General features: G+C 36.3%; 13 protein-coding genes and 1 tRNA gene. All 14 read right to left on the bottom strand.

The window, feature by feature from the left end:
* Positions 1 to 3: 3 nt before the first annotated feature.
* Positions 4 to 1,161 (bottom strand): NAD(P)/FAD-dependent oxidoreductase, encoded by a 1,158-nt coding sequence (locus tag C0Z22_RS13405; protein WP_103218881.1) that lies wholly within the window; start codon positions 1,159 to 1,161, stop codon positions 4 to 6.
* A 4-nt stretch (positions 1,162 to 1,165) separates the two neighbouring features.
* Positions 1,166 to 3,001, bottom strand: coding sequence for a DEAD/DEAH box helicase (locus tag C0Z22_RS13400; protein WP_103218880.1), 1,836 nt, complete (start codon positions 2,999 to 3,001; stop codon positions 1,166 to 1,168).
* Between the two features lie 170 nt (positions 3,002 to 3,171).
* Positions 3,172 to 3,864: a hypothetical protein gene (locus C0Z22_RS13395; RefSeq protein ID WP_103218879.1), complete on the bottom strand. Its 693-nt coding sequence runs from the start codon at positions 3,862 to 3,864 to the stop codon at positions 3,172 to 3,174.
* Between the two features lie 74 nt (positions 3,865 to 3,938).
* On the bottom strand, positions 3,939 to 4,328 hold the full coding sequence (locus tag C0Z22_RS13390) for a hypothetical protein (RefSeq protein ID WP_103218878.1): 390 nt from the start codon (positions 4,326 to 4,328) through the stop codon (positions 3,939 to 3,941).
* 166 nt (positions 4,329 to 4,494) lie between these two features.
* Positions 4,495 to 4,884 (bottom strand): hypothetical protein, encoded by a 390-nt coding sequence (locus C0Z22_RS13385; RefSeq protein WP_103218877.1) that lies wholly within the window; start codon positions 4,882 to 4,884, stop codon positions 4,495 to 4,497.
* Positions 4,885 to 5,011: 127 nt separating this feature from the next.
* Positions 5,012 to 5,851, bottom strand: a complete 840-nt coding sequence (locus C0Z22_RS13380; protein WP_103218876.1) for a hypothetical protein — start codon at positions 5,849 to 5,851, stop codon at positions 5,012 to 5,014.
* Positions 5,793 to 6,512, bottom strand: coding sequence for a LysM peptidoglycan-binding domain-containing protein (locus C0Z22_RS13375; protein ID WP_103218875.1), 720 nt, complete (start codon positions 6,510 to 6,512; stop codon positions 5,793 to 5,795). Before C0Z22_RS13375 ends, C0Z22_RS13380 begins: the two co-directional genes overlap by 59 nt.
* A gap of 48 nt (positions 6,513 to 6,560) precedes the next feature.
* On the bottom strand, positions 6,561 to 7,610 hold the full coding sequence (locus tag C0Z22_RS13370) for a hypothetical protein (RefSeq protein ID WP_103218874.1): 1,050 nt from the start codon (positions 7,608 to 7,610) through the stop codon (positions 6,561 to 6,563).
* A 1,112-nt stretch (positions 7,611 to 8,722) separates the two neighbouring features.
* Positions 8,723 to 8,806: transfer RNA gene (locus C0Z22_RS13365), tRNA-Leu, on the bottom strand.
* Positions 8,807 to 8,889: 83 nt separating this feature from the next.
* Positions 8,890 to 10,941, bottom strand: coding sequence for a hypothetical protein (locus C0Z22_RS13360; protein ID WP_103218873.1), 2,052 nt, complete (start codon positions 10,939 to 10,941; stop codon positions 8,890 to 8,892).
* Positions 10,942 to 11,772 (bottom strand): hypothetical protein, encoded by an 831-nt coding sequence (locus C0Z22_RS13355; RefSeq protein WP_146037904.1) that lies wholly within the window; start codon positions 11,770 to 11,772, stop codon positions 10,942 to 10,944.
* Between the two features lie 108 nt (positions 11,773 to 11,880).
* Positions 11,881 to 12,753: an ABC transporter permease gene (locus C0Z22_RS13350; protein WP_103218871.1), complete on the bottom strand. Its 873-nt coding sequence runs from the start codon at positions 12,751 to 12,753 to the stop codon at positions 11,881 to 11,883.
* 8 nt (positions 12,754 to 12,761) lie between these two features.
* A complete protein-coding gene (locus C0Z22_RS13345) occupies positions 12,762 to 13,703 on the bottom strand; it encodes an ABC transporter permease (protein WP_103218870.1) in 942 nt (313 codons plus the stop codon).
* 115 nt (positions 13,704 to 13,818) lie between these two features.
* Positions 13,819 to 15,582 carry an ABC transporter substrate-binding protein gene (locus tag C0Z22_RS13340; protein ID WP_103218869.1) on the bottom strand — a complete coding sequence of 588 codons (1,764 nt, stop codon included), beginning with the start codon at positions 15,580 to 15,582 and terminating at the stop codon, positions 13,819 to 13,821.
* Between the last annotated feature and the right edge of the window lie 82 nt (positions 15,583 to 15,664).

Below are 15,664 nucleotides of genomic sequence, written 5' to 3'. Positions count from 1 at the left end.
AAATTATACATATTTTGCGGCTACATAGCCAGAGGACCAGGCCCATTGGAAGTTATATCCTCCAAGAAGTCCTGTAACATCAAGAACTTCACCAACAAAGTAAAGATTCTTTTGCAATCGACTCTCCATTGTTTTGGAGCTTACCTGATTTGTATCCACACCACCTCTTGTAACCTCGGCCTTACGATAGCCTTCGGTTCCATTAGGGACAAAAGTCCAGTGATGCATTACTTCTATTAGCTTTTCTTTTTGTGCTCCAGAAAGTTCTGCACAATTTCTATTTAAGGGAAGATCGTGCTGGGCCAACCAAAGCTCAACAAAACGACTTGGTAAATGTCCCTTTAAAGCATTAACTAGATTTTTCTTCTTATGTTCTTTAAGAATTTCGTAAAGATCACTCTTAGGTAAGAAATTAATCTTAACCTCGTCCTTAATATTCCAATAAAGTGATGCTTTTAAAATCGATGGACCACTTAGACCCTTATGAGTCCATAAGATATTTTCAAGAAACTTCTTACTTCCTACCTTCACCTCTGATTCAATAGCAATACCTGCTAAATTTGCATTCACTTTGTCTAAAGTAAAAGGCACTAGTGCAGGTGTCGTCTCGATTAATTTATGACCAAATTTTTTCGCCACACGATAGCCGATATCAGTTGCTCCAAGCCCAGGAAATGAAAGACCTCCTGTTGCAAGAACAAGAGTTTCACTTAAAAAATCAGTGCCATCAGATAAAGTGACTTTATATTCTTCTTCATGCTCAACATCAACAACACGACTATTAACTCTTAGCTCACAATTTTTAGGTATAGACTTCAGTAGTGCTTCTAAAATTCCACGCGACTTTTGATCACAAAATAGCTGACCTAACGTCTTTTCTGTATAAGTTAAATTGTATTCAGATATAAAAGAGATAAAATCCCAATTTGTATATTGGCTTAATGCTGACTTACAGAAATGAGGATTATTAGAAACATAGAAATTTGGAGTGACGTCAAGATTCGTAAAGTTACAGCGCCCGCCTCCAGAGACAAGAATCTTCTTTCCAGGGCCTTTTGCACCTTCAAGAATTAAAACACTTCTTCCTCTTTTGGCAGCATGAATGCCGCAGAATAAACCTGCGGCACCAGCACCAATGATTATGACATCATATTTTTTCATTTAATTAGATTTGGCTACGAGAGTTTCCTCTATTTCCGTTTGAGCGCCCAGTGCTGCTACGACGGTTTCCAAAACCACCACGGCCACCTCTTTCAGAGCGTCCACCACGATCTCCACTACGATCTCCACCACGATCTCCACCGCGTCCGCCACGGTCACCGCCACGGCTAAAACGACCACCGCGATCACCACTGCGTCCACCATCACGAGAACGTTCTTTAGTTGCTTCAAATCTTAGTTTCTTGTTACCGATGAATACTTGTTCTTCACCGTTGATTAGAAGCTTTCCACTTTCAATTGGAATATCAATGAAAGAGAACTTATCTTTAAGCTGAACGTTACGGATCTTTCTTTGATCAATTTTAAGCTCACCTGCAATTGCATCTAAGAAAGAAGCAATTTGAGCACCGTCATCACGTCCGTAGTTTACGAAACAACGAATATTACCACGGTTATCTGCTCTAACTTCACCACGTGCACCACGCTCACCTCTTTCACCTCTTTGCTTAGGCTCCATATCGATGATTGGATTCATTTCAAAACGCTTCAGATTGTCAGCAAATAGTGACATATACATTGCTCTAAGAACTTGCTCTTTTTCAAGGTGATCAAAGTTCTCAGCAAAGATGCTAAAGCTATCGTCTAAAGAATCATCTCCCTCAAGTTCTTCAAAAATCTCCTCAAAGTGGTTTAGCTTACGGCGAACCATAGCTCCTTTAAGAGTATCAACTGAAGGAATTCTTTCTCTTTCAATTTTAGCTTTTGTTAGTCTTTCTAGTGCAGAAATCTTTCTAATTTCACTTGGTGAAACGACAGAAAGAGCTAGTCCTTTTTGACCCGCGCGTCCTGTACGACCAATACGGTGTACATAAGACTCTAGATCTTGCGGAAGTCCATAGTTGAATACGTGAGTTAGGTGATCAACATCAATCCCACGAGCTGCAACGTCTGTACATACAAGAAGCTTTACTTTCTTATCTTTAAACTTTCTCATCGTTACATCACGATGTTTCTGATCCATATCTCCGTGAAGAGAATCCGCAAGGTAACCTCTAAGGTTTAGTTCATCACAAAGAGAGCTTGCTTCAAGCTTTGTCTTTGTAAAGATGATCCCGTAGTAATCCTCAACAGCATCAAGAAGACGACAAACTGCTTCTCTCATATTTTGATCACGTACAAGGTAGAACTTTTGCGTAATATTATCATTCGAAAGAGTTTTCTTTTGAACTCTAACAATTTCTGGTTCATCAAGATAATTCTTAATTAAATCAAGAATTGCAGGTGGCATTGTTGCTGAGAACATCCACGTTTTCTTATTTTCAGCTTGAGCAAGAATTTCCTTAACATCATCAAGGAATCCCATGTCTAGCATCTCATCAGCTTCATCAAGTACTGCATACTTAACTTTTTCAAGCTTTAGAACACCACGATTAATTAGATCAAGAACACGTCCTGGCGTACCAACAACAATTTGCGGCTTAATTTTCTTTAGGTTTCTGATTTGGTTATCAATTGCAGTACCACCGTAAACCGACATCGTCTTTACAGTTTCAAATGTTGAAAACTTTTTAATTTCATCGTTGATTTGGTTAGCAAGCTCTCTTGTAGGAGAAAGAATAATTGCTTGAATATTCTTTTCACTTCCATCAATACGATGAAGAAGTGGAAGAGAGAAAGCAGCAGTCTTACCTGTCCCAGTTTGGGCCTGACCAACAAAGTCAGTGTCTTTTTCAATTAATAATGGAATAGCTTGAGACTGGATATCTGTTGCCGATTCGAACCCTCTATCTTCGAGTGCACGAAGCAGCGATTCCTTAAGTGGAATTTCGTTAAAATTCAATTTTGACTCCTTAAACGCAAGCCTAGAATGCAGGCCACGGATGTTTGCTCGATCTTGAGCTGAAATAATGACTAGTGACCGTCATTTATAAATAGGCGTATTTTCTTAATTTCCGGGACTCTAACACGCTAGACGCTGTGTTTCAAGGGCCATGGAAATAATACAATTGTTCAATTTTTAATTGTATTGAATTCATCTCTCAAATTTTTGGCCATGTTACTAAAAAATGTTGAAACCGTGATGGATTTATTAAGTAACCAATGGTCAGTGCTACACGTAAATGTGTACGTATAACGTGTCCTGCCTCCAGCGGCCGGCATTATGTAATAAACCCCACCAGATGTTTGCATCACACTGTTATTACTAAGGGGAGACGAGATATAACTCTTTGAAAGCTTGTCATCCATCATCTCCATCGTAATTTTAAAGCCATCCATATAGCGATAAACACGTATCAAATCATTATATGTATAAAGGCCACGATTATAGGATCTACGCTTAACGACAAAGCGCTTGATTTCATTCTTATCGAGTTTTTTTATTTTGAGATCATTTACAATGACAGACTCAATTAATGAGTCACTAGAAAATGGACATTTTTTAAATTTATTAGAGAGAGTGCGCTTATCACTAAGTTCATTATTACAACGTTTATCAAAGGCCAAGACTGTGTCTAAGACAGTATTTACAGGTAGAGCTAGAACATCACTAATGGTTCCTTGATAGAAACGAATTCCATCTTTCTTTCCCGAAATCATAGCGACATCGAATTCTTTCGATTTTACACGATGATCAATATCAAATTTTTTAATATTGATGGCATATGCTGAAACCGCAAAAAATATAAGAATAAGAGTCTTCATGCCTTTTATTTACCATCATTTGAAAATTTGGGCAAAGACTAAGAGGACTTTCTATAAAAGATCAAAAATTCTAATTACTCTCTATTATCTTTATGGTCTTCATAAAAACGATCGATTACCTCTTGCCTCTCATCAGTACTTAGTTCCAAAAGAATATTCAATGTTTCTAAGACTTCTTTCTCCTCTTGTGAGGAGCTATCTTTGTAATCAAGACGATCTTCAAGTTTACTTATAACATGCTGTAATGCCGTCTCTTCTACTAAAATTTGTCTCTTTAAAAGCAGATTATTAAGGCTCTTTTGCTTTTTAAGAATAACAATATCTAGTGCCGAGCTCTCCTGCTCTTGATGATAGATCTCATTTTTAATTGTATTTAGCCTTTCCTCTAGCTCACTATCAACATTACCTGCAAAAGTACTAGCAGATAGAAGTAGGGCCGATAGAATAACCAATAGTGTTTTCATGATATTTTCCTTAAATTTAATTTTGAATTAATTCAAGTTAACATCAACAAACTGTATTTTGATTACGGTTGAAAGCATTACAAGCGGTGTATGAAATATACACATGATATATTTAGATCTCAAGGCCCATTCCCAAGAGAAGGAGCCCTAAGTTACTGATTTTATATTATAGATCGCGAAAGACTTCGTCCTCTATGAATTCATTTGTTTCAAAGTTCTTAAACCAAAGCCTAGCTGAGACTGTTTTTATAATCTCACCAGTTTTCACGTCCTCGATCCCAATAGCAAGATGTGCAATATCATCTGCTATATCGTAACACTCTTCTTTTGTCGTATTCTCAATAATGCGCTTTTCAGTCCACTCTTGAAATACTCTACTCATTTTTATTCTAATTGGTAGATTTTCACCAAAATTTCCCTGAACCATACAAGCAGTACTTAACGGAACTGGCATTGGCTCTGTTGATGAATCAGCGTCAGTTTGATCATTGGCAAAAATACTAAGACTCGCTAGAAGTGCAAATAGACAAAGACTTCCTTTTAACATTTTAGGCATAAATTCCCCCTCTCATAGAATTCAAATATTTCGATATGGGCAAACCTATCAATAACGAGGAGCCTCGACAAACCTACTTCATACAAATTGAGAAAGATTAAGAAAAACTTAACCGCAGTTAACTGTCTTAGAAGTCTGTCATTGGTGAAATGGGGAAAATAATTTCAGACATTTTTGAATACCTAGAGCTACCGCCCCAGTAATCAAGATATTTGTAGCGAAAATAATAACGGCCATCACGCGAACTATGCCAACAAAACTCTGATCGATCGGCCCAAATCTCACGTACCATTTTCTTCTTATCAATATCACGATAAATTTCTATAAAGTACTTCTTTGCAGTTGAGTAACTAGGAAGATCCACTTTGTAACAATTTCTTTTTGAAACAAATTTCATCACATAACTACTCATACTTTTTGGATTACTATTTTCTGGCGCAGTAAGAGAAAAACTTCTTTCACCAAATGATATCAATTGCCCATTTTCGATTTGAGAAACCTTAATGTTATAGATTCCGACAGTGTTTTGTTTAAAGACAAATTGTGAGTTCACAGTCTCTTCTTTTAACACCCTTTGGTTCTCTCTATTAAGAATTTCGATTACATATTTCACGGAGGCACTTGCTTTCTTCGTTGTGCTCCAAGTGAATGTTTCAATAATTAAATCTTTTTGTTGTTTTCGCTCTCCAGTAGTAATTTCAATTTTTTGAACTTCCAATATCTTCGGAATTATTACTGGCTCAACTTCTTCAACTTTTACTTTCTTTGCTACAACTGACTCAGAGGGTGGAGGTGATATACTTTGAACTGTTGTAACGATAACAGATTGCTTTGATTCTATTTCTTTATTTTGAAATATAAAGATCGTAAGAGCAATGAAAGTTCCAACGATCATTATGATAGAACTTCTATTGCTTAATAATTTTTTCAGAACTGATCTCTCTTCTTTTTGGATTTGAAAAATCATACTTCGCTCTTACTGCACGATATTCTTTCTTAACCGTTGCATAATCTTTGTAATATAAAGTGAAGCCTGGAAAAATTAAATCGTAATCATCAATGATCTCTTTATTATTATCCCAAATATTAATCCAGAATCGACTATTACCTTCGTAAACTCCTTGAGAAATTTTCCCAAGGGTATCATCCTTTTTTATAAGGTATGGCTCACCTTCTGGTCTTACATAATTTAAATTTTCAGGAATTCGAGGAACCTTAATTGTTTGCCCAACATACATATCTACTGATCCATTTAAATCCCTAATTTCTTTCCATTTACGAATATCTTTATAAAGATAAAATGCAACTTTCATGGCGGTATCAAACTCTTGAACTTCATATAGGTCATAACTCAGATCAGACGAAGCAGGAGTTCTTGATCCCTTCATTGAAATTTCTTTTTCAATAAGATTACTTTTAGGAATATCTTCATAGATTGTATCAGAGCGAAGAAGTTTAGTTTTTTCACTAACAGTACCTAGATTAAAAACTAGATCATCCTGAGTAAGGACAAGAGTATCATCCTCAATAGACGAATCCTCTTCAGAAACAAATTTGTAAACATCAATTGAACAAGATTGAAAAATAAGATTAATAAATAAAATTGAAATAAGATTGATTTTTTTCACATACACCTCAATACATATTGTCGGTATCAGTAAAAAAAAGTTTAAATTTTATAAAATATAACCAAAACCGAGACCAACCCTTAAAGTTGTAATATTAGAGGGCCCACTCATCCAATGATACTTAATCAAACTATGGGCGAAAAAGTTATTCCCGACGTTTTTAAACAGGTAAAAAAGAATCTTACTACCTGTAAAGCTTTGAGTATTTTCAGCATTTACTAAACTAGAGCTCCTCTCAGATGCTATAGACTGGGAATAACTCAATTTTGCAAAGAGCTTTTGACCAAATAAATTTACAGAGCGAGAAGCTCCAAACGTAGCATATAGGACTTGATTAGTATCAAAGCTTACAAGGTCATTCTTTTTCAGGTTTTCAAGATTGAATGTATTAAATTCTTCGTAATCAAGACCAGCATATAATGAAATAGCAGGTGAATTTAAACGATATGAAAAATAAAGATTTCCTCCAATCTCAGGATCTACATTTATCTTATCATTAGTATAATCATCTATTTCGGCCGTTGTTAGATATGAATAATAAATACTACCTGAAATATTAAAAGGTCTATCCTTTGGATAATAAGATGTACTAAGCCCTAAAGATACAGGTGAGTTCTGTAGAAAGCTCACATCAGCGTAAGCAGGATTATCTTGAGCAAACTTACCATATGAGGCCATATAGAACACAGAAGAGCGAAACGTTCTCTCGCCTAATTGCTCTTTAATCCTTTTCATGCTGTTTTGATCAATCCTCCCTGCTTTATTTAACTGGCGTTGATAAACAGAGAATTTATTATAATCCAATAACTCAACTGAAATATATAATTGCAGAACACTATCTTTTTTAAGCTTCGAAAAATCCACTTCATTAGCTTTCATCGTGCGCTGAACCATTGGGTGCTTTGCACTTACAACAGCATCATCAAGAATAAACCTTTTATAAATCTCAGAGAGTCTCTCACCACTAAAGTTTATTCGATAAGGAAACTTGATAAAATCGACTTTCTTATTTTTAAGTACTTCTTGAAAATCTATTGGCTCTGCACTGACAAAGTTGATGTAAAAGAATGCTAGTAATATGACTTTAATAATTTTCACTTTAATCCAATCGCTACGACAAAATATATTTAATTATAGCAAATGATTGATTTGAAGCAACCGCCTGCAAAAAATATGATTATCAAAGCAAGTAATACGACCAATCCATCTTACGAAGTTGAGAGCAAGATAAAAATAAATTTTAATTAAAGTTGAAAAAAGGCAAAAAAAAAGACCGCTAAAGCGATCTACCACCGCCTGCGGGAAAAGATGCCCAAAGGCATGTTTTCGTGCAGAGTGGAACCTAGGATCGTAGAAAAGAGTAATACGACCAATCCATCTTACGAAGTTGGGGGATTTAAAGTGAGTTAACAAGTTTGCATGGGACCCTCTTTCGCTCCCATCGTGGTCGCTCATCAGGGTTGCACGGCTTCAATTAGCCTATTGCTAATTGCCGCCTGCAAAAAAGGCAAAAAAAAAGACCGCGAAAGCGATCTACCACCGCCTGCGGGAAAAGATGCCCAAAGGCATGTTTTCGTGCAGAGTGGAACCTAGGATCGTAGAAAAGAGTAATACGACCAATCCATCTTACGAAGTTGGGGGATTTAAAGTGAGTTAACAAGTTTGCATGGGACCCTCTTTCGCTCCCATCGTGGTCGCTCATCAGGGTTGCACGGCTTCAATTAGCCTATTGCTAATTGCCGCCTGCAAAAAAGGCAAAAAAAAAGACCGCGAAAGCGATCTACCACCGCCTGCGGGAAAAGATGCCCAAAGGCATGTTTTCGTGCAGAGTGGAACCTAGGATCGTAGAAAAGAGTAATACGACCAATCCATCTTACGAAGTTGGGGGATTTAAAGTGAGTTAACAAGTTTGCATGGGACCCTCTTTCGCTCCCATCGTGGTCGCTCATCAGGGTTGCACGGCTTCAATTAGCCTATTGCTAATTGCCGCCTGCAAAAAAGGCAAAAAAAAAGACCGCGAAAGCGATCTACCACCGCCTGCGGGAAAAGATGCCCAAAGGCATGTTTTCGTGCAGAGTGGAACCTAGGATCGTAGAAAAGAGTAATACGACCAATCCATCTTACGAAGTTGAGAGCAAGATAAAAATAAATTTGAGTTAAAGTTAAAAAAAGGCAAAAAAAAAGACCGCGAAAGCGATCTACCAAAAAGATGGTGCCCAGAAGAGGACTTGAACCTCCACGCCAAAGGCACTAGATCCTAAGTCTAGCGTGTCTACCAATTTCACCATCTGGGCACAATTAAAAATTTTTCAAAAATTTCATTGGTAAGGCGTGAGAATATTTATAAGGGACTTCACTCAATATGGCAAGAAAAAAATTACGCTGCTGATTTATTTTTATTATTAAGCTTTCTCTCTAAGTCTTTAATTTTATTTGAAAGGATTTTGTTTTCCTGATTTATTTTATGATTATCTTTTTTAAGAGAAGAAATTTCTGTTTCCATCTTAGATTTAAGCTTATTTTGTTTATCCATTAGCTTTTCAAGATGGGCTATTTTCTTATTATTTGCACCACCAGCTGCAGCAGCTTTCTTAGCTTTCTCTAATGTTTGAATCTGAGACTGAGCAAACTTAAGTCTTTGCTTGTACATCTTGATCTCAATATTTGCATCTTTAAGTTTTGTCTCAAGATCTTCACCTGTACCAGAAGTATTAGAAGTGTCGCCTTTAAACTTGGCTAACTCTTTTTCTAAGTCTTCTACTTTTAAGATTTCTTCTTTAAGCTTTTGTTGTGCCAGACTAAGCTCTTGCTTATCTTCTGCGGCCGATAGGTTAGCTGCATCAACTTTCTGGCTCATGACCTCTATCGAGTCACCTTTTATTTCTAACTCTTTTGAAAGCTGTTTAACTTTCTCTTCAAGATCCTGAATTGCTCTTTGCTCACCCATTGCTCCAAGAGGAGATTGACCATCTTCTTCAACTAGCACGTCTTGAACTTCTAGAGCAGGAGTTTGCTTTGCCTTTTCTAACTCGGCTTGCATCTTATCGAATAAGTGGCTCATACGAGCAACTTTCTCTTTCATTGCATAGTATTCAGACTCTCTAATAAATTGCTCTACAGACTTTCCAGTCTTCTCTAATACTTCTTCAGCAATATTACCTTCAACACCGTCTTTTACAGTTTCAAAGTCTTCTTTAGGAACGTTATATGTTTCTTCAACATATCCTTGTACTGAATTTAAGTAATCATTATAAGTTTCAAGCTCTCTTTCATTTAAGATCTTATTTTTAACTTCTTCTTTTAAAGCATCGTTATCAATTGGCCAATTCTCTGCCTTAACAAGATCTTTTAAAGTTTGTCTATCAACCTTATTAAAAAAGTTCTCATTGAACTCTTCTCTACTTTGTTCATTAAAGCTGTTAGTCACAGTCAGTCTAATGGCTTCCTTTAGGCTCTCAGCTTTTTCCTTATTTAATACAGACTTTTTAATAAATTCAATTTCATCATCAACTAAGACCTTAAGCATTTCTTTATCTGGATATGCCTCTAGGTTATCTAGAAAGTCATCTTGAGAGACTTCTCTCTTTGAGAGAAAATCAACTATTCTCTTTAACTCTTTTAATGATGCCTTTTTTATAATTGGATCGTGATAATTGCTATGATCGACAATTCTCTCACTTGAATCTTTTACGAGCTCTTCACTAGAATTAGCTCTTGAAGAGTTTACTTCATAGTCGAAACGAGCAATATACGATTTCTTTTTTTGAAGCGAGAACCTTAGATCCATCTTCCCTTTTTTTCGATTAATTCTCAAACAAAGATAAGAGAAGTCACTAGAAATGAATCGATAAATTTCATTAATCAATTCATCATCAACAAAGATAGATGAAATCTTCATATTTATAAGAAGCTCTTCATCGCTAAAAAGCATCTCTAATTCAACAGGAGCGCATTGTCTCTTGAGAACAATAGCATTTAAAATTCCCTGTAAGCCAACAGAAAGTTTTTCAATATCAAATGAATTCTCATGGGCCTTGAGGTTTGCAAGGTCACAATAATAACCGACACTAAAACGAGAGAGAATTTTATATTGCTTAACTTTAGTAAACTGTGGGAATGTGCGATTTTTAGGGGTTTGTAGAACGCCGAAGTAGTTTTCAATTTCATTTAGAATAAATGAATTCTCAGTATAGACGGCGTCAGGAGTAAGACTTACCACACCAGATTTTATCTCTTCACTGATATAGACAACTCTTCCCATTGGGTTCGAATTCTTATAGCTAGTATCATTAACTATTATATTTCTCTTATCTGAAAGCTCTTCAATACTTTCAACTTGAGTAAAATTTAAGTCTTCACACATTAGCTCACTCAGCTTCTCAAAAAGCTCTTGATCGATAAATGTATAAACCTCAATTCTATTACTCACCTACGCGCTCCTCCCAATATCTTCTTGAGAGAAAATTTCATTGAAGTAGCGATAGTCTTTTACATTATCTAAGATTGATTTAAAAATGACTTCAATATCATTGGAGTCAAATTCTAGCTCTAAGGCGAACACCTGATCATGAACTTTATGCCATAGCTCACTAATATCATCATCTAAGTTATAATCGAGTTCAAAAAAGTCTCGACTTAGGCTCTTAAGATACTCAACATTACCGTATGACTCCTCTAAGCTTGCTAACTTATCCACAACATTTGTTCCATTACGGCAAACATAAGAGAAATAAGTCATTAGAATGGTATTGAAAACTTCTTTTAAAAAGTTGAAATCAAGATACCCCGAAATCAGGGCCAAATATACAACAGATGAAGAAATGACTTGTGCCTTTTTAAATGTAATAGCACTAGTTTTAATAAACTCCTCTTCAAGGTTAATATTGTCATGATTAAACTCGTAGAAAGTTTCATGACAAATAAAAACGAAGTCTAGTGTCGAAGACTTTTTCTCACCTTTTAAAATACGATAAAAGTCCACCAGAATAAGATTTCGATAACGAAGCTTCACTTCCTCTAATTGGGCCTTTTGAAGATCCATAAAGTGATCGACGACTTTTGAAACGCGCTCTTCATCAATGATTATTTTTTGAAAGAATTGATCATTTTGTTGCGAAAGTTTTTCAACTAACTCGAGATTAGCAAACTCTCCAGCACGGCCTATAAGAAGGCGCCTGCCACTTGGTCGTGACCAATACAACTCTCCTTTGAGTAGAGGATTGTTTTGAATTTGCTGGAAACTTAAGTTTATCTCTCTCATAATCCCGTAAGCTAATAAAATTAGGGCCTAACAATAGGCCCTCTTAACAATATTTATCGGAATGTTGAGTAAATAAATTAAGCTATTTTTTAATAGTCGAGCGTTTTCCTACGCTTTCCCTTTAAGCTTAGGATCTAGAGAGTCACGAAGAGCATCTCCAAGTAGATTTAATGCTAGAACTAGAACAAACATAGCTAGTGTAGCTGCAGAAAGTTGCCACCAAACACCACGTGCAAGTTCAAGTTTTGAGTCATCAATCATTGTTCCCCAAGAAGGCTGACCTTGTACTCCAAGACCTAAATAAGAAAGGATTACCTCAGATTTAATTGCCTGTTGGAATCTTAGTGAGAATTGAATGATAACAATGTGGAAGATATTTGGAAGAATATGCTTAAACATTCTTCTCATATTTCCTGCACCCAGAGCAGCTGCTGCCTGAACATACTCTCTTTCCTTGTGGCGTAGAACTTCACCACGAACAAGACGACATAGACCAACCCAAGAAGTTACCCCAAGAGCTAAGAATAGTGATGATGTCCCTTTTCCAAGTACCATCGTTACTGCAAAAAGAAGCATGATATAAGGAATTGAAGCTAGTGAAGTATAAAACCAAACAATGATTTCATCAACTTTACCACCAAAGTATCCGGCCATAAGCCCCAGAGTCACACCAATTACAGTTGAGATCATAGCTGTTGAGAAACCAATCCCAATCGCCATTTCTGCACCTTTAAGAGTTTTATATACTACAGAGCGACCAAAGATATCTGTTCCAAATAGTGCATCTGCACTTGGAGGCATATACGATGCTCCAATCTCTTTTGACCATTCACCTGCAATAACACCAAAGAATGTAAGTGCTGCAAGTATTACATATAATCCAATAACAACCATACTAAAGACTGCAGCTTTATCATTTTTAAGCTCCGTCCAAGCATGTCCCCATAGTGATTTTGATTCGCTTGATAAATTTGCTGACATGACAACTCCTACTTTAGCCTTACTCTTGGATCAACGATTGTATATAGAATATCTGTAATTACCGTAAAGATAATGTAGGCCATTGCCGAAAGAATCGTCATCGCCTTAATAACTGGGAAGTCATTATCAAATACAGCTTTTACAGTTAATCCACCTAGCCCTGGAATTGAGAAGAAACTCTCAAGTAATAGAGCACCTAAAATAAGGAAAGGGATTTGGATAACTACATATGTAATAATTGGAATTAAAGAGTTCTTTAATACGTGCTTTAGAAGAACAACTTTTTCACTTAGACCTTTCGCACGTGCAGTACGTACATAGTCTTGATAAATATCATCTAGAATAACTGTTCTAAAGTAACGAAGATCCGGACCAAGGTTTAAAACAACCATGATGATAACCGGAAGTATTACGTAAGGAATAAAGTATGGGAAACCATGCTCATAACCAGAAATTTCAAACCACCCTAACTCATAAGCAAAAAACTTCTGGAAGAAGAGGATATAAGCAAGAGATGGAATACTCATTAAACATACACAGATAATAACAAGTGTACGGTCAATTAGCTTTCCTCTAAAAAATGCTACGATGATCGCAAGTAAAATAGAGAAAACTGTCGAAATTAAAAACGCTGGAAAAGTTAGCGTTAGTGATGGAACTGCACCTTCTTTAATCATATCGATAATACTTTGCTTTGTTGCCCAAGAGCGACCAAAGTCAAAAGTAAAAGCTGACTTTACAATACCGATATATTGCTCAAGTAACGGACGATCAAGACCAAGCTCATGTCTAACTTCTGCAATTTGCTTTGCTGAAGCGTGCTTCCCAAGCAGTAACTGAGCAGGATCATATCCCGATAAGTTAAAGATAGCGAAAATAATTAAACAAACACCCAAAATAATTGGGATCGTATAAAGTAGTCTTCTTAAAATATATGACCAAGTATTCACAAAAACAGCTCCTTAGCTCGAACTTAACTAGCGTATCGCTTATTTAAAAAAGCAACCATTAAGATTGCTTCATTAAATAAGCGCTGAAGTAAACTCCAGCGCTAACATTTATCAATTATAATTTTGATTGCATGTCTTTTTTAATTTTTAAATCAACATCTAAGTACTGATCTTGACCAGCTTCAAAGTCTGTTGAAATGTAATTCTTTAACCAGCTGTGCTTAATTAAGTATGACTGACGGTGAACACCATATAGCCATGGAACTTCTTCAGCTGCCATTTTGTTAAGAGTTTCATAGATAGCAGTTCTCTCTGGAGAATCTTGCATAACTGAAGCCTTAGCAAATAGTTTGTTGAATTCAGCATTATCATAACCAGATCCGTTAGCACCTGGAGATTTATTTGGTCCATAAAGTAGTTGTAGGAAGTTTTCTGCATCTGGGTAATCTGCACCCCATGCGATTCCGTAAAGCATTACCTGACGAGCAGTAATTTTCTTTTGTAGCTCTGGCCAAGAGTTTTGAACAACTTTGATATTTACACCAATTTCTGCCATTTGCTTTTTGAAAAGCTCACCAATCTGTCTTGAAGTTGAAGTACTTGGACAGTCATAAGTAATTTCTGGAAGACCTTTACCTTCAGGGTAACCAGCTTTTGCTAGAAGTGCTTTTGCTTTTTCTAGGTCACGGTTACGGTAAGGGTTTACATAATCTGGCATGTAACCAGCAATCCCCGGAGGAACAACTGATTGTGCTGGAAGAGCTGTATCATTATAGAAAAGCTTATTAAACTCTTTTACATCGTAAGCAAGTGCAAGCGCTCTTCTTAGATCAACGTTATTGAATAGTTTAAGGTCGTGATTAAAAGCAGTATAAGTAACATCTAGTGATGGTGATACTGATAGATCAATACCTTTCTTAGCAAATTCTTCTCCAAGACCTTTACCTGGAGTAACAGCTGATTCAAAGTTATCTTTTGGGATACCAATATAATCAACACGTCCTTTAAGGAAGTTTAGCCATCTTGGTTGATCTTCTTTAATGATGTTTACTTCAATCTTTTCTACGAAAGGAACTGGCTTACCAGCATATGCAAGCATGTGTTTGAATTCATCACTTGCTTCAGATGGGAAAAGCTTCTTTCTGAAGTTAGGGTTTCTATCGTAAGTAAACTTCTTTGAAGATTGGCTAAACTCTTTCAGCATGAAAGGACCTGTACCAACTGGGTGGTTTAGGAATTCTTTCCCATAGTGATCAACAACTTCTTTTGCAACTACAAATGTAAATGGCATTGCAAGAGAGTATAGGAATTGTGGGAATTGCTTCTTAAGTTTGAACTGAAGAGTGTACTTGTCTAGAGTCTTTAGCCCCTCAACAACTTCTGTATAATCAACAGAATCTTTCTTAGAGTTCTTCTCACGCCACTCATCAAGACCAACAATCTTATCTTGAAGTAGCCACCAACCTAGACCTTGTAGTTTTGGGTCTGCAAGTCTCTTGATTGAATATACAAAGTCTTCTGCAACAAGCTCACGCCCTTTACCATCTTTGAAGGCAGCGTTGTCTTGAAATAAAACACCTTGTCTAATTTTAAAAGTATAAGTTAGACCATCTTCTGAAACTTCAGGAAGAGCTTCTGCAAGATTTGGTACAAGTGTGTATGGTCTCTTTAAGTAGTGGTACTCTAATAGACCTTCGTAAACACGACCAACTTCATTTGAAGAATACTTGTCGTTTGCATAAATTGGATCCATTCCCTTCACTTCTGAAGTAACGGCCAGGTGTAGAACTTTTTCACTAAGATCCACTTTTTTTGTACATGAAACTGTTAAAGCTAATAGCCCCATGATTAAAAATGAAACAAGATTCCTTGATTTCATAAACCATCCTTTGTTCAAAAAATTATTGCATAGAATAATACTAGAGTAATTTATACAAGAGATAAGATAAATTTACTAGAAT

Source organism: Halobacteriovorax sp. DA5 (genome assembly GCF_002903145.1).
Lineage (GTDB): Bacteria > Bdellovibrionota > Bacteriovoracia > Bacteriovoracales > Bacteriovoracaceae > Halobacteriovorax_A.
Note: the sequence above shows the minus strand (reverse complement) of the source record. Positions and strands in the feature narration are given on the sequence as shown.